Source organism: Agarivorans sp. QJM3NY_30 (genome assembly GCF_050870855.2).
Taxonomy (GTDB): domain Bacteria; phylum Pseudomonadota; class Gammaproteobacteria; order Enterobacterales; family Celerinatantimonadaceae; genus Agarivorans.
Window position 1 is genome coordinate 4852035 of the sequence record NZ_CP194038.2, and the last position, 23359, is coordinate 4875393.

Genomic DNA, 23359 nt, shown 5'->3' on the forward strand with positions numbered 1-23359 from the left:
ACGCCTATTTTTTCTGGGCTTTCATCGCATCGAAAAACTCATCATTAGTCTTAGACATTGAGAGCTTATCAATCAAGAACTCCATCGCGCCTGTTTCGTCCATTGGATGCACAATCTTCCGTAGGATCCACATCTTCTGCAGTTCATCACCACTGGCAAGTAACTCTTCACGACGAGTACCAGAACGATTGATATCAATCGCTGGATAAACACGTTTTTCGGCAATCTTACGGCTTAAGTGTAATTCCATATTACCGGTACCCTTAAACTCTTCGTAGATGACTTCATCCATTTTTGAGCCGGTATCAACCAGGGCGGTGGCAATAATAGTTAAGCTGCCACCTTCTTCAACGTTACGCGCAGCACCAAAGAAGCGCTTCGGACGATGGAGCGCGTTGGCATCCACACCACCAGTAAGTACCTTGCCTGAAGAAGGAATCACGGTATTGTAGGCTCGCGCTAAACGAGTGATAGAATCAAGCAGAATAATCACGTCTTTCTTGTGCTCAACCAAACGCTTGGCTTTCTCAATCACCATATCGGCAACCTGTACATGACGGCTTGCAGGTTCATCAAAGGTAGAAGCAATCACTTCTCCGCGAACCAAGCGTCGCATCTCGGTAACTTCTTCTGGACGCTCATCGATCAACAACACAATCAGCTCACACTCGGGATGATTAAAAGCCACATTTTGTGCAATATTTTGCAGCAACATAGTTTTACCCGCTTTAGGAGGCGCAACAATCAAACCACGTTGCCCTTTCCCTATCGGCGAGGCCAAATCTAAAACTCGTGCAGTAATATCTTCTGTGGAACCATTACCGCGTTCCATGCGCATCCGTTTAGTGGCATGTAAAGGCGTAAGGTTTTCAAAGAGGATTTTGTTACGAGAGTTTTCAGGTTTATCGTGGTTTACTTGACCAATCTTTAGCAAAGCAAAATAACGCTCACCTTCTTTCGGCGGTCGAATCTTACCTTCCACGGTATCACCAGTTCGCAGGTTAAAACGGCGAATTTGGCTAGGCGAAACGTAAATATCATCAGGGCCAGCCAGGTAAGAACTGTCTGCACTGCGCAAAAAGCCAAAGCCATCCTGCAGAATTTCGAGAACACCATGTCCAAAAATGGCTTCCCCGCTTTTCGCGTGAGCCTTGAGGATCGAGAAGATAATATCTTGCTTACGCAGACGGGCCAGATTTTCTAAGCCCATCGATTCGCCTAGCGTAATCAGTTCATGGACCGGGGTATTTTTTAGCTCAGTTAAATTCATAATGGTGAGTATTCAGTTTTGTCGAAATAGACTGACGGCAGAGTGAGTTAGATATAGTAGAGATGCTTACTCGACTGTTCAGTCGGCCAAGAGATAGCCTTAAATAACAGGCGTAGGAAAATTCGAAAGTAAAATTAGCACTATTGTGAAGAAAGATCCAGCAAAAGCAGGCAACGAATGTCGACCTGCTCACATAGTTACTACAGGTTTTCGTCTAAAAACGCTGTTAATTGTGCTTTAGACAGCGCACCAACTTTAGTCGCAGCCACTTTGCCATCTTTAAATAACAATAAAGTAGGGATCCCGCGAATACCAAACTTGGGCGGAGTCGCCGCATTTTGATCAATATTCAACTTACCTACGGTAACTTTGCCTGCGTATTCTTCAGCAACTTCATCGAGGATCGGTGCAATCATTTTGCACGGTCCACACCATTCAGCCCAAAAGTCTACTAATACAGGTGTGCTTGCATTTAGTACGTCTGCCTCGAAACTATCGTCACTCAGCTGAACTAATTTGTCGCTCATGTATTACTCCAAATATTCTCTGCTATCTATATAGATAATGTACCCGACTATTTGAAATGATCCGACTAATGAATGCAAGCCCAAGCTCATTCCAAGGCAATCTAAGCTACTACCAATTAACATAAGTAAATCACCAGCACAATAAAAGTAAATGTGGTGCTGGTAGTGCCAGATAGCTGTGATATGCTTACGCCATGAGCAAAGCACACTTAACTGAACTACGATTCGCCGACTTAGAGCTAGACGCTGGGGTATTAGAAGCCTTAGAACAGCACGGCTATCACAATTGCACCCCTATCCAAGCGCAAAGTCTACCGATCCTGCTGAAAGGCAAGGATATTGCGGGCCAAGCACAAACCGGTACGGGGAAAACCTTAGCCTTTTTAGTTGCCACCTTTAACCACTTGCTAACCACGCCAGTGCCTGAAGGTCGCCAACAAAATCAACCACGCGCCTTAATCTTAGCGCCCACCCGTGAATTAGCAATTCAAATTCACAACGATGCCCGTTTATTAGCCAAAGCAACTGGCTTAAAATTGGGTTTAGTGTATGGGGGTGAAGGTTATGCCAGCCAACGGGCAACCCTTGATGAAGGCGTTGATATCCTCATCGGCACCACCGGTCGGATGATTGACTATTTCAAACAGGGTGCCTTTAGCCTCAATAGTCTACAAGCCATGGTACTAGATGAAGCCGACCGCATGTTCGATCTCGGTTTCATTAAAGATATTCGTTATTTAATGCGCCGCATGCCAGAGCCCAAGCTGCGCCTGAACATGCTGTTTTCGGCTACCCTTTCATTTAAGGTGAAAGAGCTTGCCTTTGAACACATGAACGAACCGGAACACGTGATTGTAGAGCCAGAACAAATGACTGGCGTACGCATCCAGGAAGAGCTGTTTTACCCGTCCAATGACGACAAAATGGCATTACTACAAACCTTAATCGAAGAAGAATGGCCTGAACGGGCGATTATTTTCGCCAATACCAAACACCGCTGCGAAGACATTTGGGGACACTTGGTTGCCGACCAACACCGCGTTGGTTTGTTAACCGGAGATGTACCACAGCGTAAGCGGGTACAAATACTCGAACAATTTACCGATGGTAAATTAGACATCTTAGTAGCCACCGATGTCGCCGCACGAGGCCTACATATTCCCTCGGTAACCCACGTATTTAATTACGATCTTCCCGACGACGCAGAAGATTACGTTCACCGCATTGGTCGAACTGGGCGTGCCGGTTTAAGTGGTCACGCGATTAGCCTAGCCTGTGAAGAATATGTTTTCAACTTACCGGCGATCGAAGAGTACATCAAACATCCGGTGCCATTGAGTCAATATGACAGTGAAGCTTTACTACGCGATTTACCGCGAGCCCAGCGAGTTCATCGACCTAAAAGTGTCAATAGTCGCGGCGGCGCACGGGGAAGTAATCGAAGTAGCAGTAGCGGCCACTCCAAACCAAGACGCAGTCGCCACTCATAACTGAGCGCTCAAGGATGAACGAGTCAAAATCTTCGCCCCTCTATGCAGCCATTGATTTAGGTTCTAACAGCTTCCACATGTTAATCGTGCGGGAGCTCAGTGGCTGCGTACAGACCATTGCCAAGGTTAAGCGAAAGGTTCGACTCGCTGAAGGCTTAGATAAAAATAATCAACTCGATCAGGCAGCGATGGTCCGCGGTTGGCAATGCCTGAGTTTATTTTCTGAGCAATTACGCGATATCCCCGAACAACAGATCAAAATTGTGGCCACCGCAGCCCTGCGTAAGGCCGTCAACGCCCAAGTATTTTTAACTCAAGCAGAAAAAATACTCGCAAATAAAATCAATATCATTAGCGGTGAAACCGAAGCCAAAATCATTTACCGTGGAGTGGCTCACACCAGCGGCGGCCATGGTAAACGTTTGGTGATCGATATTGGGGGTGCAAGTACCGAATTAGTGATTGGTGAACAAAGCGAAACTCGGCTATTAAATAGCCTCGATATGGGCTGTGTCACCTGGCTGAAGCGTTATTTTTCAGACTCTCTGAGTGAGGGTAACTTCGCCCAAGCCATTGAAGCAGCCAAAGCAGTGATTGAGCCGGTACTCAGTGATTATCGACGTCTCGGTTGGAAAAGCGCTTTAGGAGCCTCTGGCACTATTCAAGCCGTATTAGAAATTATCACCGCTCAAGGCCTCGATGAACGGATCACCTATCCCAAACTGAAAGCGATTCAACAACAAGTGATCGCTTGTGGCAAACTTGAAACACTCAATATCGAGGGGCTCAACGAAGAACGTAAACCAGTATTTGCATCTGGATTAGCAATTTTAATCGCCTTGTTCGAAAGCTTGCAAATTGAAGGACTCACCCTCGCGGGCGGCGCACTACGCGAGGGTTTAGTCTATGGTCTACTGAGTCAACAAGAAACCAGTAGCGTCCGCGCACGCACCGCTGAAAGCTTCATCAAACGCCATCACATCGATGTACAACAAGCAGAGCGAGTCGCTCATTGTGCGATTACGCTTTGCCAACAAGTTACTCCTCGTCTCAGCGATCGAGCTTTAAGCTTATTAAAGTGGGCAGCTATGTTTCATGAGGTTGGCTTGAATATCGAATTTAAAAAAGCCCCCGAGCATGCAGCTTATATTATCGATCATTCTGATTTACCCGGCTTTACTAGCGCTCAAAAGCATTTTGTCTCCAGCCTAATGCTCAATCAGCGAGGTCAGTGGCAAGCCCAGCTATTAAGCCAACAACATGCTTTAGAAAAACCAGAAGCCCTGATATTAACCCGCATGCTGCGGATCGCTATCATCGTCTGTATGCGTCGCACCGAAGGTAGCGTACCAAACATCAGCTTGTTACAGAATGAAAATGACTGGCAACTTTGTTTTCCTCCCACCTGGAGTGAGCAACACCCCTTACGCGCAGCAGAACTAGAACTAGAAGCCAAAGTACAAAGCGAAGTTGGTTATCCATTGCGGGTAATTGAGGCGCTCTGTTAAAATTCGTTACATGCTGTAGGTTAAGCTGAGTGTGCTTAAAAGGCAGCCAGCATTGATTTTAAGCAAGCCCCTTCTACTTGTTTGCCTACCGGCAAGATAGCACCGACTGAAGCGTGGCTTCCCTCGATGTACTCAGCACTATAGATAGCGGAATCATAAGACCGAATCCCGAGATCAACTCAAGCTTTAGTGCTCCGGCAATCCTATCAGATGGCCAGCAAAGCTAAGCTCACCTAAACATTCTTCTTTACCCAACGAATATCACTACAAGTACTGCGCTAATATTGACCTAAGCCGATGAGGCTGGCACTATGCGCCGCAAACCAGCAACATTTAGATCGTTGTCTCAAAAAACGTGTTACCACTGTGCTATTAAGTCGAGGAGAATACAATGCCACAACCACTCGTTGCCATCGTCATGGGATCCAAAAGTGATTGGCCAACCATGGAAAACGCCGCCGAAATACTGAGCCAACTAGGCGTAGAATTTGAAGTGGAAGTAGTTTCAGCGCACCGCACTCCCGACAAATTAATGAGTTTTTCAGCCAATGCAGCTGAACGGGGTATTCGCGTCATCATCGGTGGGGCAGGCGGAGCAGCGCACTTGCCCGGCATGATCGCTTCCAAAACCCGTCTTCCAGTACTTGGTGTGCCCGTACAAAGTAAGGCGCTTAGCGGTATGGATAGCCTGCTGTCAATCGCTCAAATGCCTAAGGGCGTCGCCGTTGGCACCTTAGCTATCGGTACCGCAGGAGCCTATAACGCAGGTCTCTTCGCGGCCCAAATTTTAGCAACCACCGATCCTCAACTAGCGCAACGCATCGAAGCATTCCGCACCGCGCAAACCGAATCGGTATTGGCGCACCCCGACCCACGTATCGCCGAGTAGTTAGGTTAACAGAATGAACAAAATTTGGATCCTCGGCGCAGGCCAACTTGGCGCCATGCTCAAACATGCCGCCCAACCACTTTGTCTGGAAGTTCGTCCGGTGGAGACCGACGAGCTTGAGCAATTTGCCATTGGCGATGACGACGTGGTCACCGTTGAGCGGGAACATTGGCCTGTCACGCCTGCCACCGAACAACTCACCCAGCATCCACGATTTTTAAATGGCCCCGCTCTGGCGCAATTAGCCGACCGAGCCAGCCAGAAACGTCTACTCGATTCGCTCTCTTTGGCGACCGCGCCTTGGGTCGATGTGAAAACACAGCATAGTGCCGAGCAACTGTTCGCTGAATTAGGCGAACGAGTGTTACTCAAACAGCGCTCAGGTGGTTACGATGGAAAGGGCCAACATTGGTTAAAACAACAAGGCAACGCTGAGCAACGCGCGATTCCGCATACTTGGTTAGATCATTGTATTGCCGAACAGGCAATCAATTTCGAAGAAGAAGTCTCATTAATCGGCATGCGTCATGCCAACGGCGAGACGGCCTTCTACCCACTAGCGATTAATCAGCATCATCAAGGCATTTTATTAGCCACCGTTTCACCTGTCGCCAGTAAAGCACCGCTGCAAAGCCAAGCCGAAGCGATGCTGGGCAAGCTCATGGAAGCCTTAAATTATGTTGGCGTAATGACCATGGAATGCTTCCAAGTGGGACAACAACTGTTAATCAACGAAATTGCGCCGCGGGTCCACAACAGCGGCCATTGGACCCAGGCAGGAGCAAGCTTAAGCCAGTTTGAAGCGCATTTGCGTGCTGTCGCCAACTTACCCTTAGTGCAGCCGTTGGTGAAAACTCAAAGCGTGATGCTTAACCTAATCGGTGTCGACTATGACCAACGCTGGCTCAGCGTACCGGGCGTAGAAATATTCTGGTATGGCAAAGAGGTTCGTCCCGGACGAAAAGTCGGCCATATCAACATCAGTATCGCCGAGCGCCAGCAGCTACTCAACAGCCTCGCCCAACTACAACCGCTGATGAGCCCGGTCTATAGTGATGCCATCGCCTGGTTAATCGGTCACCTCGACTAAAGCACGAACTAAGCCTTGTGGCTGCGCTAGCAGCTTCGCCACAAGGCTTGGGTTCATTGAATATTACAAGATTTCTGGAGTAAGCTCCTTGAGCTACGAATGGCTCGCGCTATTAGCAGCGGCCCTATGGGCCCTCACCAGCTTAATTTCGGTCACTCCCAGCCGTCAACTTGGCGCCTTCGCCTATAGTCGCTGGCGGATGGGTTTAGTCAGCCTAATGTTGGCCACTGCAACTTTAGTTAATAACAACTGGCAGAACATCAGCTTCGAACAAGCAGCCTTGTTTGCCCTCTCGGGATTTATTGGGGTATTTGTTGGTGACACCGCCCTGTTTGCCTGTATGAATCGACTCGGGCCGCGTCGGGCCAGCCTATTATTTGCATGCCATGCCGCTTTTTCCGCTTTCTTAGGAGTTTACTTATTTAACGAACAGCTATCGGGTTGGCCCTTAGTGGGGGCTGCAAGTTTATTTCTCGGGGTTATTCTGGCGGTAAGCTTCGGCCGTAAAGCCAATCAACATAGCTGGGAAAAGATCAATGGTCCGGTGAGTATCGCGCTATTGCTGGGTTTGAGTGCGGCGCTTTGTCAAAGCATCGGCACCGTGATGCTAAAGCCGCTATTAAGCGCCAGCGCGGCCCATCCGGTCGACCCCATCGCCGCCTCAACGCTACGGATGCTCAGCGCTTTTACTGCGCATATGTTGTTATACTTTGCAGCCCATAAACTGGCGCGCGCCCATAAGCCACTCACCCCAAGATTATTTATGATGATTGCCAGCAATGGTTTTCTCGCCATGGCGGTAGGCATGACCCTGATGCTGTTTGCGCTACGCAATGGCGATGTTTCTGTGGTGGCGCTCTTGTCCTCCAGCTCGCCAATCTTAGTCTTGCCGCTACTCTGGATCTACACCAAACAAGCCCCCACCTATTCGGCATGGGCGAGCGCCGCACTGTGTGTGGTAGGCAGTAGTTTACTGATTTTTGGCTAGTGATTGGCTACCGAAAACACCGGCAAATGGGCGATCCGCTGCCGAATAAAAAATACCTGCTGCTGATATAGTGCAGAATCACTCGACTGATAAATTTTCAGGAATTGTTGTTCGCTGAGTCCCTCGCTTAAGTCATCGACCCGAGGAAATAAATCTTGCTCGGCGCTGGCTTGGCGCATTGCCTGCAAAAATGCTTGAGTCTTGGCTAAGCTGGTAGCCGTTTGCGCAAACTGAATGCCGGTAAAATCGGCCGCCAAATCAGCAAAACTAAAGCCACTGCCACCAGCCACAGAATCAAATAGCTCTTTAAATTCCCCTATCGAGGCACTAAAACCTTGCTCTGCCGCCATCCGCAGGCCTGCCGAATAGCTAAAGTGCAATAGCAAATCACGGCGTCCCGCTAAACGAACATTACTGGGCGCAGGCACAAACGGCAGCTCAAGCGAAAAACGTTTCAGCAATAAACTTCGCAAGCTTCCTTCACTAAAAAACAGGCTTACCGCCCAAATCATCGCTTGTTGCTCGACTAATAGCGAACCTCTCTGCCCGCGCAAGGCGACGTCAAAGCTTAAAGGATAGAGATAATCAAACAATGAAACCTCCATCTGCCCCGCATACTGCTGACCTAACAAGGCCAACTTATGATAGTAGTAGGCAATTGGCAGGCCAATGGTTTGTGGTTGTTGCCATTGACTGAATGATTGATAGGCCTTGATGAGCGTTTGGCGAACATTCGCCTTTGCAGTCACCTGTAAGCGCAATGTTTGCTGATCAACCTGCGGGACACTCATGTGACTGACTAGCGCCTTCAAAGGCAGCTCAGGAAAGTAGCGCTCACTTAGCCACAATAAAGCCACAAACACTGGCTGTGCAGGCAAGCTTAAGTCCCCTAGAGTTAGCTCAGCCAATTGCAAACCTTGGCTGGATGGGAGCAGACTAACTTGAAGATTCAAATAACGGCCAAACCACTGTGCGGGTAGAGTAATCGTTGCCCGCAGTCGCAATTGTTCTGCTTGAAGTTGTGTCTCAACATTGATCTGGCTAAAAGCACGTGAGCTTAATCGGCTTAGCGCCTGCAGTTGCTGTGAAGATAACAAAATATCAACTGGCTGGCTGGCATCGCCGAGTCGCTGCATATTCTCTTGCAATAAATGCTTAACATCCGCCACTTGCTGTGGGCTCGGCGCTGGTGGAGCAGGAATGCTAGCCAGTGTTGACAGGGCCAACTTCAAGCCAAGCAAACCACTCAACGCTACCAGCAGCAATAAGCTTAATCCCCAGGCCAGCAGCTTCGCCAAGACGGTCATTTAAGCTACCCAGCTTTGCCCAAGGTAAAAGCTGGGCTGCGGCAGCCTATTCGGCTAACCATTGGGCCACATCTTTGGCAAAATAAGTCAAAATACCATCGGCACCAGCGCGCTTAAAGGCCAGCAAAGATTCCAAAACCACTGGACGCTCCTCCAACCAGCCATTGGCAAAAGCAGCCTTATGCATGGCGTATTCACCACTCACCTGATAAGCAAAGGTGGGCAGCGAAAAAGTATCCTTCACCTGACGCACCACATCAAGATAGGGCATGCCCGGCTTCACTATCACCATGTCGGCACCTTCCTCGATATCCAGCGCCACTTCGTGCAAGGCTTCCTGAGTATTGGCGGGATCCATTTGATAGGTCTTCTTATTACCACCTTTTAAGTTGCTGGCGCTACCGAGTGCATCGCGGAACGGGCCATAGTAACCCGAGGCATATTTAGCAGAATAAGCCATGATCATGGTGTTGTGGTAACCCGCTTCTTCCAAGGCTTCGCGGATTGCCCCAATTCGTCCATCCATCATATCCGAAGGTGCCACCACATCAGCCCCCGCGGCGGCGTGGGAAAGCGCCTGCTTGACTAAAACTTCAGTGGTAATGTCATTTTGCACATAGCCCTGCGAATCAATGATCCCGTCTTGGCCATGAGTGGTAAACGGATCAAGCGCCACATCGACCATCACTCCCAGCTCGGGAAAGGCCGCCTTCAAGGCGACAATCGCTCGTTGCGCTATGCCATCTTCGGCATAAGCCTGCTCCGCCAGCAGCGACTTCTGCGCCAGTGGCATCACCGGAAATAGTGCTACCATCGGCACCCCCAGAGCCACCAGCTGCTCGGCCTCTTTTAATAATAAATCAATCGTAAATCGCTGTACGCCGGGCATCGACGCCACCGCCTCGGTTTGATTTTCACCCTCGATAACAAACATCGGGTAAATCAAATCATCAACCGTTAGTTGATTTTCTGCCACTAAACGGCGGGAAAATTCATGGCGTCGAAGACGACGCATCCGGGTAGCGGGAAAGACTCTTGATACGCTCACTCAGCACTCCTATTTGCTCTGATGATCAAGCGTTACTTTAAGCCCAACTTAGCCGTTCGGCAAGTATGGATTGCATTTACAATCAGCAATGCTGAGCCAGCAATAGCAAACGTCTTCAAGAAAGATAAATCGACCATCCTGCGCAGTTTACTCGATCAATCTGAATCGAAGTGGTGCGGGTCACACATCCTACACCGACCTTAATTAAGATATACAATAATAAAAATGGTTCACTAAATCGACACACCCGCGAGTGAATTGCAGATCCTGATCGCGAACTATTGGGAAAACGTTTCCACTAAAAAGAATAATTTGCTAAATTGACCGCAAATATGAGCAGCTACGACTTATATTTGGTATTTGGCGATGCTTTGTAACGAAGAGCAGCCTTCGTTATTCAGTTATTTTTGGAGTACAAATGGCCACTATTAAAGACGTCGCCGCCGCAGCCGGTGTTTCTGTTGCCACGGTTTCACGGGTGGTCAACAATGGACCCAAGGTGAGCGCCAAAAATCGTGAGTTAGTAAAAAAAGTGATGCTCGAATTAGGCTATCGACCCAATGCCAATGCCCGAGCGCTAGTCACCCAAACCAACCCCACACTAGGTTTGGTCTTTAGTGAATTAACCGATCCATTTTTTGCTACCTTGGCTGGTGGCGTAGAAAAAATCACCCGTAACCATAACATCCAACTGTTGATCAGCAATGGTTTAGTCAGTGCCGAGACCGAGAAGCAGGCCATCGAAACGCTTTTAGAACAGCGTTGCCAAGCATTGGTGGTTCATGCCAAGGCCTTGAGTAACCAAACGCTCATCGACTACGCCAACGCTATTCCCGCAATGGTACTGATTAACCGATTCATTCCAGAAATTGCCCATCGCTGTGTCTGGTTAGACAATCAGGCTGGCGGTGAAGCTGCGGCACGTCATTTATTGTCTTTGGGTCATCGCAATATCGCCTGTATCAGCAGTAACTACGATATTGAAGATCCTCGACTTCGTCTTGAAGGGGTAAAAAGTATTCTTGCCGAAAGCAACACGCCCTTAGCAGAGCATGCAATTGCCACGGCAGAACCCAATGAAATTGGCGGTGAAATCGCCGCTCAGAACCTGTTAGCTCGTGGTTTAGATTTGAGCGCCGTGATCGTCTATAACGATGCGATGGCTTCGGGCGTGATCAGCGTATTATGCGATAACGGCTATCGAGTCCCCGAGGATATATCGGTGATTGGTTTCGATGATGTCTTACTGTCCCGCTATCTACGCCCCAAGCTTACTACCATGCGCTATCCGATCGAGATGATGGCAATGGAAGCGGCCGAAATGTCGCTAGCGTTGGCCAATGGCGAGAATGTCGCAGACTTACACAAGTACGTACCAACCCTCGTCAAACGAGACTCGGTTGCGCCACCCCGGACAAACCAAACTTAGCTCAAACTCGGCAACTAACGTGGCTAACCACGCTTAGATCCCTAATTTGTCACGCAGATTATAGTAAACCGCGCCCAAGGCAGTATACGGCAGCCTTCACCAATAAATGACGACCACCAAGAAAACAGTGCAGGCTAACCACGCTTAGATCCCTAATTTGTCACGCAGATTATAGTAAACCGCGCCCAAAGCAGTAAACGGTACCTGTAAATGACGGCCTCCAGGAAAACGGTAGTGGCTCAGCGAGGCAAACACATCAAAACGCTGCGCTTGTTCGCTCAGCACTTCTGCCAATAGTTTACCCGCTAAGTGGGTACAACTCAGGCCATGGCCACTGTAACCCTGTAGATAATAAATATTGCTGTCTAAGCGACCGAATTGTGGCATCCGTGAATAGGTCAGTAAGAAGTTACCGGTCCACGCATAGTCAATTTTAAGCCCGCGCAACTGCGGAAATAAAGCTTCAAACTTGGGGCGTATTTGCCGCTCAATAGAAGCCAAAGGCTTGGCGCCATATACCACACCGCCACCAAACAATAAGCGTCGATCGGCGGTCAGCCGATAATAATCTAACAAATAATTGCAGTCTTCCACGCAGTAATTTTGCGGTAGTAATTGCTGACACTGCGCTTCACTCAGCGGTTCAGTCGCCACCACCTGAGTGCCACACCGAATCGCCTTATCACTGAGTTTAGGCTCTAATTCCCCGAGGTAAGCATTGCCCGCAAATAACAGATAATTGGCACTCACGCTGCCATGTGTGGTCAACACCTTAGTGACTTCCCCCCTTTGATAAGATATTACTGGCGACTGCTCGTATATTTCACCGCCCAAACTTAATAGGGCTTCAGCCTCACCTAAAGCAAGATTCAAAGGATGAATATGCCCGCCCTTCCTGTCTAATAAACCGCCCACATAGGCCTCGGTCCCCACCACCTGAGCTAACTGCGCTTTATCCAGAAGTTCCAGTTGATGGTTACCAAAGCGTTCCCAATTGGCTTTTTGTTCAATTAAGCCTCTCAATTGCTTGGCGTTATAGGCCGCGAATACCCCACCTTGTTGATAATCACAGGCAATTTGGTAGTCCTGAATACGGGAACGAATAATTTCGCCGCCTTCAAAAATCATCTCATTCAGGGCCTGAGCGGTTTTTTGATCATAGCGCTGTTCAATGACATCCACATCGCGGCTATAGCTATTCACAATTTGTCCGCCATTACGGCCAGTCGCGCCAAAGCCGACCCGAGCAGCTTCTAGCACCACCACATGGAAGCCTTTCTCGGCAAGATGCAGGGCCGAAGACAAGCCACTAAATCCTGCGCCAATGATGCAAACGTCACAGCGAATATCCCGTTGTAACTGAGCAAACTGGCGCGAATGATTAGCCGTTGCTGCATAGTAAGAATCGGTATGTTGTTGCATAGGATCTCCTTAAATCAGGCTTGCTGATGCCGTTCTGCTGCCGCCACGAACTGACTAAATAGGACCTGCGACAAGGGATTTTGCGCCGCTTGCCACTCGGGATGCCATTGCACCGCATAAAAAAACGGGTGCTCAGCTAAGCAATAGGCTTCGATCAGACCGTCTTCGGCAATTGCCTCCAGCTGTAAACCCTCGGCCAACTGGTCAATGCCTTGATTATGTAAAGAATTCACCTCAATTTGCTCAGTGTCGAGCCATTGCGCCAGCTTACCTTGTGGATTTAATTTGAGGGGATGCTGGCTGGCATACTTTACTGCGAAGTCTTTAGTTTCTGACTCACGATGCTCAATTGCTCCTTCCCGCAGGTAGACCTGGTGATGCAAACTCCCCCCCAGCGCAACATTCATTTCCTGGAAGCCACGACAAATACCAAACACTGGCAAGCCCTGCTGCCGAGAGTAGTCAACAATAGCAAAGGCTAAACGATCGCGCCCCGGGTCGAGCCTTGGTTCATGATGGCTGGCCGCATAAAGTTGCGGATCAACATTAGAGTGACTACCAGTCAGCAACACCCCATCCAGTTGACTCAGCACGCGATTTAAGGCCGACGCACTTAAATGATGGGGCAGTAAAATTGCACCCGCGCCATACGCGGCTAAGGCATTTAGATAAAACTCATTGACGCTTTGTATTTGATAGGCGTCCTGTTGTTTATGGCAACAAATCACTCCGATTAAAGCTTGTTTTTGATTCGCTTCCACTGCGCACTCCGTTCAGTATTCATTCAATATTTAGCTACAAACTGCCACGAAATAGATTAAATGTAAATTATATTTAACAAATGATAATTTGGCGTGCGAAGTTCCATGCTCCGACTGAGACGAAATTGAGCCCTCAGCCATGCAAAACAAACACCAGCATCTAGGCTTATGGCGTCAACGAGACTTGCTGCTTATGTGCCTCAATAACCGAGTGGCTTAAACCCAGTACGACTTTTTTAACCGCATACGCGCGCATCCCAGCCAACACAAGTGTCGCCACCATCGGGACATTCAGGAAAAGCGAGCATGCGCTGTGAAAAGCTGACACCGTCAATATTCCCCTTAAGCGTTTGGATAATAATCGGCTGTCACTATGGGTTCTCGGCTTGCGTATAGTTGATAAATTCATCGGTATGCTGATCACATTCCACCAACTCCCAAATCGGGCCTCGAAATATGTTTCCTGCTCGGAGCCAATATTGCATATTCAGATAAGTGACAAAATGAGTAACGGTTAACTGTTTGCTATCAGGCAATTGTTGGCTAATGCTGCGCGCCAAGTAATCAACTTTATTGGGCGTCACCCATTCATCGCCTAAACGGTCAATACCATACTGGCAACTCGTCACCAAGTACGAGAGTCCTCGGTTTCACTCTCACTTGCATCCCGCAAATTTTGAGTTGCTAAGTGCCCGCTACCGGTTGCCAGTAAGAGAAGTTGAGCAGAGTTTAAACTTGCACAGGCGTTCAGGCCTAAGCCCATCAGTCAGCTGAATATTTTTTTCATGGTACATTTGGTCCTTCAATGCATATCTCCGTCATCCCTAATGGCTGGGCCTTAGCGCTATAGTTCTGCGGCCAAGCATCCATAAGCCCTGCACTTAAGGCCACAAATCATGCTATTAATCACACAGTCCGCGAGCCAATCAATAGCGACCTAAAGCATTACAAGGTAGAATTAGCTGGCGAAATACCACGAGCAAGAGGCTCTTCTCAACGATGACAGAACAAGTCAGTATCACCATCAGTATTGGCGCTTCGGCTACGCCAGCTCAAAATCAAGCTCACAAGGTCCTGACCCCCAAACCGCCCTTCGATTTACGTAAGATATTCGCCGCCTTCGTGGTACTGGTGGCACTGCTGTTACTGATATGCACGCTGATTTATCGATATTGGCCTCGTGCGCCCGAGGCGCATGCCGGAGCGGCGAGCACGGCACTCATTCAAAGGCCAAACCAAGAAGGTAGCCAGCAAGATCTCAAGTCAGCGGCCACACCACCATCTTCTGCCAATAGTCAGCAGGTTAGCGCAGCAGCAAGCCTCACTGAGCGAACATCCGAATCCGCGCCACAAGCGTCGGTTCAGCTCGAAAGCGTCTCACCACAACTCAAATTAAATCCAGATAACCCAGCCAGCCTTGCCGAGATAAATCATCAGCATGCCGCAGCTCCGCCAGTCGTTGTAACACCAGCGCCAAGCACCAGCCAGCGAGCAACCGGCAAGCCGTCTGCTGCAACAGAACAAATGCCACCCCAGCCAGAGGCCCCTGCGAGCGAGACAGCAGATTTAGCACTGCGAGCAAAGCAAGCGCCAAGCGACGAGCCGACAACCCCACCGCTGACCCACGCTGAGCACCCACCAGCTACGGCTGGCACACCGCCACGGCCGCAGTCAGACAAACGGCTTCGCGCAAACCTGAGTCCAAGCCAGATACCAATGCCCGGCCCTCAGATTGTCGATCTACGAGTCAAACGCGGCCAACTCACCAACGGCATCCGCGCTCGCGAGCCCATCGATCAAGTGCGAGGCGTCTCGCTGGCCCAGCAGCAACAAATTTTCTTATTTCTGGAGCTCTTGAATATGCAAGGGCAAACGCTTGAGGTACGCTGGTATCATCAGCAGCAATTGCAAGCCACGGTAAACTTGGCCATTGGCGGGCAGCGTTGGCGCACCAAGGCCAGTAAACGCTTTGACTCATTCAGTCTGGGACAATGGCAAGTAGTGGTATTTGCACAACAGAAATTACTCTACGAGCAAGACTTCATGGTAGGACCATAATCACACCAGCTATCGGCCACATTCATTCGATGGTTTAATGCATCCTTCGATTGAAACCCAAAGTGAGTCAATGAAGGCCAATACTTATCATATTAACTCGTTGTTAATATTGAAAAACAACTAAAAATTCAGGTCTTCCTTTAAAGCGAGCTAAAGCAACTGTTCATAAAAGGATTTGTTATAAGCTTGCACTTCCTGAAAGTGCTGATTAAATTAATAACAGAGTCAACGGACAGGACGAACAATGGAACTAGCGCTCATACGTAGTGCCCTCGGCTGGGGTGCAGTGATCAACATCGCAGTACTTATTTATTGGTTTGCTTTTTTAACCCTTGCCCACGATTGGACTTATCAGCTGCATGCCAAGTGGTTTAAGCTTAGTGTCGAAAAATTTGACCGTTTTCACTACCTAGGCTTGGCACTCTATAAAGTCGCCATCATCGCCTTTTATATCGTGCCTTACATCGCCTTAGGTATCGTTTTAGATTAGTCGCTATACAGCACTATCGATTGCGGCTCACTGATCGAATAACCGACCGTGGCCACCCCTTCTACATCCTGAATTTTGGTATGAATGGTACCTTCGACCCACACCGGATCCCAGATATCTTCCAGCTGCACTCCTTGCTTGTAAGTGACATAAACAATCTGGTTCGGTGGTGGTGGTGGATAATGTAAACAAGCGCCGAAATAAGGCACCAATAAGAATGCTTTGATCAACTCACCATCACTCTCTAGAGGCACAATAAATCCAGGAATACGCAGCGTTTTGCCATCCAAGGCCTTATTTACACTCACGTTTAAGTTCTGCTGAACCGGCTGATCTAAAGGCGCATTATGGTCAATCGCTGCGGGAGCAGCTTGTCGCTCACTCTCGGGAATTAATTGCTCCCAAACATCAATGTCTTCGCCATACGCAGCGCTACTCAATAACAGGCCAGCAATAAGCCAATGGTATATTCTCATGTTGTTGCTCCTGACTAAATTTTAATACTCATGCCATCGCTGAGTGAATAACGATAAGCGCGCCATGCCGGTAACAGCCCAGCGATAAAACCAACTCCCATCACTAGCAGCAACAAGTAAGCTTGTTGTAAAGTCGGCCAGCTGAGTACCATATAAAAGCCAAACTGATTGAGTAAAATCGGCTTCGCCAGCGCTAATAATCCATACATACTTACCAAACCCAGCAAGGACCCCAGCACACTCAGTAACAGCGCTTCGATCAATAATAAGGTGAAAATATGCCTTGGCTTCGCGCCCACCGAGCGTAAGATCGCCATTTCACGGCGGCGCTCTTTTAGACTAACCATCAAGGTGGTTAACATGCTCATTAAGCCAGTGATCACCACACAAATCGAGACCGCAAGTAAGGCCGTCTCGGCGATGCTTAAAATACCCCATAACTCTTGCAAAGCCACACCGGGCAAGATCGCGAGTAAAGCCTCTTGTTTCGACTGATTGATTTGCCGTTGCAGACTAAATATTTGCAACTTGGATTTGGTGCCGAGCATCATCGCAGTAATACTGGAAGGCGTTAGTTGTTGTTTGGTAAAAGGCTGTTTTTGCGCGGGCAAATGGATCGCTTCGATGCCAGCCAAAGAAGTAATCACGGTGCGATCGACTGGCGTCCCCGTGGCTTGTAAAATGCCACTCACCACAAAAGGAAATTGCTCGTGATTCACAAAACTCACCGCGGCAATGCCATGCGCGACGACAATTTTATCCCCCAGCCGATACCCCAGCTTTCTAGCAACCTCGGCCCCTAATACCACATCATAAGTATTGCTCAATTCACCGCCTTGCTTAAATTTCAAGGCTTGCTTATTGGCATATTGATAGTGTTCAAAAAAACTATTACTGGTGCCCATCACGCGATAGCCCCGGTGGGAATCACCCAGAGAGATGGGGATCGCCCACTTGACTGAGGCATTTTGTTGGATATCTAAGTAACTTTGCCAAGATATATTATTGGTAGCATTACCAATACGAAATACCGAATACAACAACAATTGGGTGGGGCCACTGCGAGCACCCACGATCAAGTCAGTGCCAGAGATGGTCGATGCAAAGCTGGACTTGGCCTGAGTTCGTAAATTCTCGACCCCCAGCAACAGGGCCACACTTAAGGCAATGGTGAGCAAGCTCAGCAATACCGTCCCACGCCTCGCCCAAAGGCTATGCCAAGCTAAATTAAGCAGACTCATGTCGACCTCCTAAATTAACCGCAGGCAAGTCAACGACTTGAGTAAAACGCTGCGCTAAATCATGATCATGACTCACCAATAACAGGCTGCTATCACAGTGCTCTAACTCAGCCATCAACAAGTTCATGAAATGTTCTCGATTCACTTTATCAAGCGCCGAAGTGGGTTCATCGGCAATGATTAAGGCTGGTGAACCAATCATCGCTCGTGCCGCTGCCACCCGTTGCTGCTGACCGATACTCAATTGGCCCACCGCTTGATGTAATTGTTTGTCGGGCAATTGCAGGTGGGACAATAAGCGTCGTGCTTCTTCGATAACGCTGGAAGAACGGCTTAAAGCGCGCTGTTTGCGCAACTTCGAAAACTGGCAGGCTAAGGCTACGTTTTCCAAAACTGATAAGTAAGGCAACAAATTGAACTGCTGAAACACATAACCGATATGATCAGCTCGTAATTGATCTCGACCCGCAGAACTGAGGCTATCGCAGTCTTGACCCATAAATCGCAACTGGCCTTGTTGAGGGCTAATCACTCCAGCAATCAAACTCAGCAAGGTCGATTTCCCACAGCCGCTAGGCCCATGAATAAAGGTATGACTCGCAGGCGCAATGCTTAAATGGGGAATATGGATAGCCGGGTGAGTCTCACCCGGCCAAGCAAATACCACCTCATCTAAACACAATAGAGAAGCAGATTCAGGCATCTTATAGGGCTACCTTGTGTTGCTCTGCAGTCACCTCAATCGCAATTTGACCGCGATCGCTAGCGCCTTGAACCAGAATTTTCTGCATCCGAGGGAAGCGCTCAAACCAGTGCAAATTAAAGCTTTGCAACTCCGATAACTGGTGACAGTGAAAATGATAACTGAAAGTCACATCCTGATGACCACTGTGTTCGTGGTCATGGTCATGATCCGCCGCTTCATGTTCGTGCTCATGCTCGTGATCCGCCGCTTCATGTTCGTGCTCGTGCTCATGATCCGCCGCGTCATGTTCGTGCTCATGCTCGTGATCCGCCGCTTCATGTTCGTGCTCATGCTCGTGATCCGCCGCTTCATGTTCGTGCTCATGCTCATGATCCGCCGCTTCATGTTCGTGCTCGTGGTCACTTTGCTGCAAAGCCCCCCACTCTTGACTCAAGCTTTCTAATTCGCAATCGCCGCCATTAAAACTGAACAGCTGCGGAGCATTTTCAATTTGCAGCTTAGCCGCAGCTAAAGCCTGTTGTTCCGCCGCTGTGACAGGGGCGTGCTCAAAACCTAATAAATTATCCGCAGGCGAATGAATTTCAATCGCCAATTCTTCATCACCGGCAGCAAAAAATAATTCAGCAACACCGTGCTGGTGGGCAGATTGCGCATACGTCACGCCACTCAACAGGCCAAAGCCTGCTAACAAAACAGATCTTAATTTCATTGTATATATCCATGGTTAACTAAAAATAAATGTTATTAAATTAGTACCATAGAACAGGTGGCGCGCGCGCAATTGCGCGTAGGGTATGCAGCCAAGTATAACGATAGTTTACCGTTTGATAAGTAATGCCAACCACCGCAAAGGCGATAAATAGAGCACTACTACAAATTGCTGTCGATAATTGGCCAAGGTGAAAACATAGCGGGCAGTGATGCTCGGAATGATGCGGGTTGAGTTTCTCGACTTGGTGTTCGCCCCAGACGAAGGCAAAGGCAAAAACTGACAGGATCAGTAGCCAAGAAACCCTTTGCTGCCAACGACGAATACGCATCACTCTACCTTGTATTCCTTCGCTTCTCGACAAGCTTAAATGCCATCGAGAAGCTTAATTTCATAAGAACTATACTTTCTTATATTTATCACGCCATTGTTAAAGATTAAATACTGACCTTTAATTCCTTGTAATATTCCTGTAACTAATGGATTTTTATCTAAGTTAAAACTACTTATTTTACTCGGGAATTGTTCAACCGGATAACTTAACTCCGTCATCGGCTGGTCATTCAAGGCGGTGATTGAATCGAGCCCATAACGCTCGGCCAAGTCGCTAAGAACGTTGCTAATCTGCGGTAATAAACGCTCTCGTTCGGCAAACAAGTCTAATCGACTCGCGTTTCCTTTCAACATCGTACGCCAATTGGTTTTATCGGCCACTAATTTGGCTAATTCAACTTCCACTAAACCTGATAACTGGCGAGTCGCCACTTGGAAAATAGCCAAAGCCTGAGTCGCACCTTGATCGATCCAACGTGTGGGAATTTGATTATGCCGAGTAATTCCCACCTTCAGCCCAGAGGTATTGGCTAAATAAACATAGTGCGGGATCATACAATTATTTTCGCCCCACTCCGGCTCACGGCAAGTCCCTGCAGCATAGTGACAGGTTTCCGGCTTCATAATGCACATGTCACAGCTGGCCAATTTACGCATACATACAAAACAGTGGCCTTGCGAGTAACTCTTCTTAGTGCCCTTACCGCAATTTCGACACTGAATTTTCCCAGTGAATTCAAACGCGAGAGGCTTACCAATCAGGGGATTTAGGTGTAATTCTTGTTCGCCTAACGGCAAATAATATTGTATCTGCTCGGCCAATACGCCGCGCATTTTTGATAAGTGGCCCTGCATTTCAGAAGTACTCAGATTGGCTCAAAGGTTGAGCAGTGTAATGCAAAGTGAAGGCTTTGTGTAGCGAGCTTAGTAAGGGTAGTTCTCATCACTGCCGAGCAGCTCTATCATCAATTGTCGTAATTCTCCATTGGCGATCAACTGACTCATGCCTAAATCAAAAAGTTTTAGTAAGTCACGCCCTTTTTCATTCGCGACAAAACAAAACTGAGAATTATTCTCTAACACACTATCAATAAAAATAAAATTTGAAGGCTTTGGCATTTTGGTCAATAGCAGTTCTATGTCTTCTCGATACTCGATCACGGCACCCACTCGGCCCAAATTAAGTAAATTTAGCATCTGAACTAAATTAGAATACTCTCGATAAACAACCCCGCGAGGTAATAGCTCCCCCCAATTGTAACCCAAACGAGAGATCACTTTTTTACCCACTAAGTCCTGATTGCTTTGATAAGAGCCTGCAAATTGTGATGTTGTCAGCATATCAACTCGATCGACTTCAACCGCATACAGAGAACAATAGGCCGATGAAAAATCATCACTGGAACCACCGAGAGCAATATCAACAAGCTGATGATCTAATAAAGCAATGCTACGAGGGAAAGGCACAAAATGAGGGGATATCGATGTATCCGGAAAAATTCGTTGTAATAAGCTAAAATAATAGCCCGTGCCGTCACGATGGGCGTAATTAGTCCATTCACCAGTCGCAATATTAATTGAATGCACCGCCGCCAGCGACACCGACCACCAGCAACATAACAGAATCAATAAGATCCGCACCACATCCCCGCTAAGCTAAGCTCTCTCATTTAGCTTAGCAAAGGAACCACAAACCGCCCTTTAATATGAAGGTTATTATTCAGTCTGTATAGTAAGCTTTGGTTTAGAATCCCATGCCTTCAAGGAGCCCATTCTTTTTCGCCAAAGAACTTGGTGTATCATCGTCGGAGACCCGATCAGCACCGCGTAACATCGCATCAATAAGCTCACCTGCATCAAACTTAGTTAAGGCCTCATCGGCACCGACTTGGTGGGCACGATCAACACTAATCTCGCTGGACAACGAAGTATGCAAAATAATATAGGCATCGGCAACTTGTGGATCACTGCGAACTTCAAAGGTTAATTCATAGCCATCTAAACCCGGCATTTCAATATCACTCACTAGGATATCAATCGCTTGTTTGCTTACCGCTGCCTGTTGCATCATCTTCAGCGCGGTCGCGCCATCACTGGCCATTTGGTAGTCAATTTCGATACTATCCAAAGCGCTCGACAGCTGCTTACGCGCAGTTGCAGAATCGTCCACTAATAAGATCCGCAACTGACTCAAGATGGCTTGATCAGGTAAGCTCACAGAAACTCGGATCCGATCTTCATCATCAGGGAACACCGTAGCAATCAGCTTTTCAATGTCGAGCAACTGAACCAATTTATCATCGACCCGAGTGACCCCTGTTACAAATGCATCTTTACCTAAAGAGCTAGGCGGTGGATCAATGTCACGCCAGCGACATTCGGTAATACGTTCAATCCCGCGCACTAAAAAGCCAATAGTTTGGCGGCTCACATCGGTAATAATAATTGAGCAGCTGGCTCGTTCTTCTTCGGTAATTGGCCGATACCCCACTGCAGCCGCCATATCTACCACCGAGATGGTTTGACCGCGCAATGAAGCAGATCCCAACACAAATGGATGAGACTGTGGCAGGGCGGTAAGACGTGTATAGGGAACGATCTCACGCACTTTCAAAGTACCAATTGCAAATAGTTGATTTAACGACAACCGAAAATGCAACAAACCTTGGGTTTGACTGGTGGCGCTGCTCATAAGACATCCTTCGTAATTTGATTCATGAACAATAAAATTTAAGCGCTGAGCCTAACCATTCAACCTTGGTCGGCCAGTCGAAACTGCTCACATACTTGTTTGATTATAGCGTTACTACAAACTAAGTGTGGTTGAGTAGCGCAAACGACTACAATATCAATTGCTGGTAATGACGGCATTGTTTTAGCGCACAATTCTAACAAATCTCCTTTGCTAGAACGAGCCATCGTTGCAACTGCCAACCCCTGCGCCACCAAACCATATAAACCACTGTGATTGGCGCTAGTTGCAATCAGTCGATAGGGTATCTCAGCCTTATCTAAACCGTCGATGGCACTACGATGAAACTTACAATCCGCTTCGTAAAGTGCTATCGCCAAGGGACTTTGAAGATGAGGGTTAATTTCAGCTGAACTCACCCAAACTCCTTGATCATGACGCAATAGATAACCTTCATCGCTATTTGGCGTACGAGTTAACACCGCTATATCCAGTTCACCCTGATCCAACTGCTGGCGTAAGCGATAACTTGGGGCAGAACTCAAACGTAAACATACATTAGGGATCTGTTGTTGTAATAGCTGAACCAGTAACGGCATCACCGATCGGCTGTAATCGTCTGGACAACCCAATCGTAATTCCACCTGCGTCTGCGGTTCTTTTAGCTCCTTCAGCGCCAAATCGTGCAAGCTGACAATACGTCGAGCATAACTGGCCAAGGCCTGCCCCGCGAGAGTCAAAACCAAGCCGCGGCCCTCTTTTTCAAACAAAGGACGATCACTCTCTTGCTGCAGCTTTTTCATTTGTGCACTAATCGCCGACTGCGTACGAAAAGTCTGGCTGGCCGCTCGCGTAAAACTGCCACTGTCCATGATTGCCACTAAACTACGCAGCGCATCAATATCCATCTTCAACCCATCAACAG

The 23359-nt window shown here is 48.1% G+C and carries 24 protein-coding genes; 8 read left to right on the forward strand and 16 right to left on the reverse strand.

Going from position 1 to position 23359, the window contains the following annotated elements; translation table 11 throughout:
- Nucleotides 1-4 precede the first annotated feature (4 nt).
- Together rho and trxA are read right to left on the reverse strand one after the other, a co-directional pair.
- Complete coding sequence (gene rho, locus ACRRSX_RS22070; protein WP_432455447.1) at nt 5-1270, reverse strand: transcription termination factor Rho; 1266 nt, start codon at nt 1268-1270, stop codon at nt 5-7.
- Between the two features lie 200 nt (nt 1271-1470).
- Nucleotides 1471-1797 (reverse strand): thioredoxin TrxA, encoded by a 327-nt coding sequence (gene trxA, locus ACRRSX_RS22075; RefSeq protein WP_432455446.1) that lies wholly within the window; start codon nt 1795-1797, stop codon nt 1471-1473.
- A gap of 194 nt (nt 1798-1991) precedes the next feature.
- Here trxA and rhlB point away from each other — a divergent pair, with 194 nt between their 5' ends.
- The 5 genes from rhlB to ACRRSX_RS22100 all read left to right on the forward strand — a co-directional run bounded on the left by rhlB (nt 1992) and on the right by ACRRSX_RS22100 (nt 7762).
- Complete coding sequence (gene rhlB, locus ACRRSX_RS22080; protein WP_432455445.1) at nt 1992-3287, forward strand: ATP-dependent RNA helicase RhlB; 1296 nt, start codon at nt 1992-1994, stop codon at nt 3285-3287.
- Nucleotides 3288-3301: 14 nt separating this feature from the next.
- The gene (gene gppA / locus ACRRSX_RS22085; protein WP_432455444.1) at nt 3302-4795 is read left to right on the forward strand and encodes a guanosine-5'-triphosphate,3'-diphosphate diphosphatase; all 1494 of its coding nucleotides are present in this window, start codon (nt 3302-3304) and stop codon (nt 4793-4795) included.
- A gap of 391 nt (nt 4796-5186) precedes the next feature.
- Nucleotides 5187-5684, forward strand: coding sequence for a 5-(carboxyamino)imidazole ribonucleotide mutase (gene purE / locus ACRRSX_RS22090; protein ID WP_432455443.1), 498 nt, complete (start codon nt 5187-5189; stop codon nt 5682-5684).
- A gap of 13 nt (nt 5685-5697) precedes the next feature.
- A complete protein-coding gene (purK, locus tag ACRRSX_RS22095) occupies nt 5698-6774 on the forward strand; it encodes a 5-(carboxyamino)imidazole ribonucleotide synthase (protein ID WP_432455442.1) in 1077 nt (358 codons plus the stop codon).
- A gap of 88 nt (nt 6775-6862) precedes the next feature.
- The gene (locus ACRRSX_RS22100) at nt 6863-7762 is read left to right on the forward strand and encodes an EamA family transporter (protein ID WP_432455441.1); all 900 of its coding nucleotides are present in this window, start codon (nt 6863-6865) and stop codon (nt 7760-7762) included.
- On the opposite strand, the gene ACRRSX_RS22105 is transcribed toward ACRRSX_RS22100, so the two are convergent.
- Together ACRRSX_RS22105 and hemB are read right to left on the reverse strand one after the other, a co-directional pair.
- Nucleotides 7759-9069: a hypothetical protein gene (locus ACRRSX_RS22105; RefSeq protein WP_432455440.1), complete on the reverse strand. Its 1311-nt coding sequence runs from the start codon at nt 9067-9069 to the stop codon at nt 7759-7761. The genes ACRRSX_RS22100 and ACRRSX_RS22105 overlap by 4 nt on opposite strands.
- A 46-nt stretch (nt 9070-9115) precedes the next feature.
- Nucleotides 9116-10084, reverse strand: a complete 969-nt coding sequence (hemB, locus tag ACRRSX_RS22110) for a porphobilinogen synthase (RefSeq protein ID WP_439022904.1) — start codon at nt 10082-10084, stop codon at nt 9116-9118.
- A gap of 451 nt (nt 10085-10535) precedes the next feature.
- Here hemB and ACRRSX_RS22115 point away from each other — a divergent pair, with 451 nt between their 5' ends.
- Nucleotides 10536-11546, forward strand: a complete 1011-nt coding sequence (locus tag ACRRSX_RS22115) for a substrate-binding domain-containing protein (RefSeq protein ID WP_432455438.1) — start codon at nt 10536-10538, stop codon at nt 11544-11546.
- Nucleotides 11547-11690: 144 nt separating this feature from the next.
- Here ACRRSX_RS22115 and ACRRSX_RS22120 read toward each other — a convergent pair whose 3' ends face one another.
- The 3 genes from ACRRSX_RS22120 to ACRRSX_RS22130 form a co-directional block, all read right to left on the reverse strand.
- The gene (locus ACRRSX_RS22120) at nt 11691-12968 is read right to left on the reverse strand and encodes an NAD(P)/FAD-dependent oxidoreductase (protein ID WP_432455437.1); all 1278 of its coding nucleotides are present in this window, start codon (nt 12966-12968) and stop codon (nt 11691-11693) included.
- Between the two features lie 14 nt (nt 12969-12982).
- Nucleotides 12983-13729: a gamma-glutamyl-gamma-aminobutyrate hydrolase family protein gene (locus tag ACRRSX_RS22125; protein WP_432455436.1), complete on the reverse strand. Its 747-nt coding sequence runs from the start codon at nt 13727-13729 to the stop codon at nt 12983-12985.
- Nucleotides 13730-14100: 371 nt separating this feature from the next.
- Nucleotides 14101-14361, reverse strand: coding sequence for a hypothetical protein (locus ACRRSX_RS22130; protein WP_432455435.1), 261 nt, complete (start codon nt 14359-14361; stop codon nt 14101-14103).
- Nucleotides 14362-14728: 367 nt separating this feature from the next.
- On the opposite strand from ACRRSX_RS22130, the gene ACRRSX_RS22135 reads away from it, so the two are divergent.
- Nucleotides 14729-15787, forward strand: a complete 1059-nt coding sequence (locus ACRRSX_RS22135) for a DUF2914 domain-containing protein (RefSeq protein ID WP_432455434.1) — start codon at nt 14729-14731, stop codon at nt 15785-15787.
- Nucleotides 15788-16031: 244 nt separating this feature from the next.
- Nucleotides 16032-16277: a DUF6868 family protein gene (locus tag ACRRSX_RS22140; protein WP_432455433.1), complete on the forward strand. Its 246-nt coding sequence runs from the start codon at nt 16032-16034 to the stop codon at nt 16275-16277.
- On the opposite strand, the gene ACRRSX_RS22145 is transcribed toward ACRRSX_RS22140, so the two are convergent.
- The 9 genes from ACRRSX_RS22145 to ACRRSX_RS22185 form a co-directional block, all read right to left on the reverse strand.
- Nucleotides 16274-16753, reverse strand: a complete 480-nt coding sequence (locus ACRRSX_RS22145; protein ID WP_432455432.1) for a DUF3299 domain-containing protein — start codon at nt 16751-16753, stop codon at nt 16274-16276. The two genes, ACRRSX_RS22140 and ACRRSX_RS22145, sit on opposite strands and share 4 nt — an antisense overlap.
- A 14-nt stretch (nt 16754-16767) precedes the next feature.
- Nucleotides 16768-17994, reverse strand: coding sequence for an ABC transporter permease (locus ACRRSX_RS22150; RefSeq protein ID WP_432455431.1), 1227 nt, complete (start codon nt 17992-17994; stop codon nt 16768-16770).
- Nucleotides 17981-18697, reverse strand: a complete 717-nt coding sequence (locus tag ACRRSX_RS22155) for an ABC transporter ATP-binding protein (protein ID WP_432455430.1) — start codon at nt 18695-18697, stop codon at nt 17981-17983. The genes ACRRSX_RS22150 and ACRRSX_RS22155 overlap by 14 nt, the downstream gene beginning before the upstream one ends.
- A 1-nt stretch (nt 18698) precedes the next feature.
- A complete protein-coding gene (locus ACRRSX_RS22160) occupies nt 18699-19409 on the reverse strand; it encodes a ZrgA family zinc uptake protein (protein WP_432455429.1) in 711 nt (236 codons plus the stop codon).
- Between the two features lie 40 nt (nt 19410-19449).
- The gene (locus ACRRSX_RS22165; RefSeq protein WP_432455428.1) at nt 19450-19740 is read right to left on the reverse strand and encodes a hypothetical protein; all 291 of its coding nucleotides are present in this window, start codon (nt 19738-19740) and stop codon (nt 19450-19452) included.
- Between the two features lie 35 nt (nt 19741-19775).
- Nucleotides 19776-20597: a DUF2797 domain-containing protein gene (locus ACRRSX_RS22170; protein ID WP_432455427.1), complete on the reverse strand. Its 822-nt coding sequence runs from the start codon at nt 20595-20597 to the stop codon at nt 19776-19778.
- Between the two features lie 69 nt (nt 20598-20666).
- Nucleotides 20667-21383, reverse strand: coding sequence for a substrate-binding periplasmic protein (locus tag ACRRSX_RS22175; RefSeq protein WP_432455426.1), 717 nt, complete (start codon nt 21381-21383; stop codon nt 20667-20669).
- 103 nt (nt 21384-21486) lie between these two features.
- On the reverse strand, nt 21487-22434 hold the full coding sequence (locus tag ACRRSX_RS22180) for a chemotaxis protein (RefSeq protein WP_432455425.1): 948 nt from the start codon (nt 22432-22434) through the stop codon (nt 21487-21489).
- A 59-nt stretch (nt 22435-22493) separates the two neighbouring features.
- Nucleotides 22494-23342, reverse strand: coding sequence for a LysR substrate-binding domain-containing protein (locus ACRRSX_RS22185; RefSeq protein WP_432455424.1), 849 nt, complete (start codon nt 23340-23342; stop codon nt 22494-22496).
- Nucleotides 23343-23359 lie beyond the last annotated feature (17 nt).

Coding starts and splice junctions, on each gene's coding strand:
- rho (WP_432455447.1), bottom strand. CDS start 1,270: ATGAATTTAACTGAGCTAAAAAATACCCCGGTCCATGAACTGATTACG.
- trxA (WP_432455446.1), bottom strand. CDS start 1,797: ATGAGCGACAAATTAGTTCAGCTGAGTGACGATAGTTTCGAGGCAGAC.
- rhlB (WP_432455445.1), top strand. CDS start 1,992: ATGAGCAAAGCACACTTAACTGAACTACGATTCGCCGACTTAGAGCTA.
- gppA (WP_432455444.1), top strand. CDS start 3,302: ATGAACGAGTCAAAATCTTCGCCCCTCTATGCAGCCATTGATTTAGGT.
- purE (WP_432455443.1), top strand. CDS start 5,187: ATGCCACAACCACTCGTTGCCATCGTCATGGGATCCAAAAGTGATTGG.
- purK (WP_432455442.1), top strand. CDS start 5,698: ATGAACAAAATTTGGATCCTCGGCGCAGGCCAACTTGGCGCCATGCTC.
- ACRRSX_RS22105 (WP_432455440.1), bottom strand. CDS start 9,069: ATGACCGTCTTGGCGAAGCTGCTGGCCTGGGGATTAAGCTTATTGCTG.
- hemB (WP_439022904.1), bottom strand. CDS start 10,084: ATGCGTCGTCTTCGACGCCATGAATTTTCCCGCCGTTTAGTGGCAGAA.
- ACRRSX_RS22115 (WP_432455438.1), top strand. CDS start 10,536: ATGGCCACTATTAAAGACGTCGCCGCCGCAGCCGGTGTTTCTGTTGCC.
- ACRRSX_RS22120 (WP_432455437.1), bottom strand. CDS start 12,968: ATGCAACAACATACCGATTCTTACTATGCAGCAACGGCTAATCATTCG.
- ACRRSX_RS22135 (WP_432455434.1), top strand. CDS start 14,729: ATGACAGAACAAGTCAGTATCACCATCAGTATTGGCGCTTCGGCTACG.
- ACRRSX_RS22140 (WP_432455433.1), top strand. CDS start 16,032: ATGGAACTAGCGCTCATACGTAGTGCCCTCGGCTGGGGTGCAGTGATC.
- ACRRSX_RS22145 (WP_432455432.1), bottom strand. CDS start 16,753: ATGAGAATATACCATTGGCTTATTGCTGGCCTGTTATTGAGTAGCGCT.
- ACRRSX_RS22150 (WP_432455431.1), bottom strand. CDS start 17,994: ATGAGTCTGCTTAATTTAGCTTGGCATAGCCTTTGGGCGAGGCGTGGG.
- ACRRSX_RS22155 (WP_432455430.1), bottom strand. CDS start 18,697: ATGCCTGAATCTGCTTCTCTATTGTGTTTAGATGAGGTGGTATTTGCT.
- ACRRSX_RS22160 (WP_432455429.1), bottom strand. CDS start 19,409: ATGAAATTAAGATCTGTTTTGTTAGCAGGCTTTGGCCTGTTGAGTGGC.
- ACRRSX_RS22165 (WP_432455428.1), bottom strand. CDS start 19,740: ATGCGTATTCGTCGTTGGCAGCAAAGGGTTTCTTGGCTACTGATCCTG.
- ACRRSX_RS22170 (WP_432455427.1), bottom strand. CDS start 20,597: ATGCAGGGCCACTTATCAAAAATGCGCGGCGTATTGGCCGAGCAGATA.
- ACRRSX_RS22180 (WP_432455425.1), bottom strand. CDS start 22,434: ATGAGCAGCGCCACCAGTCAAACCCAAGGTTTGTTGCATTTTCGGTTG.
- ACRRSX_RS22185 (WP_432455424.1), bottom strand. CDS start 23,342: ATGGATATTGATGCGCTGCGTAGTTTAGTGGCAATCATGGACAGTGGC.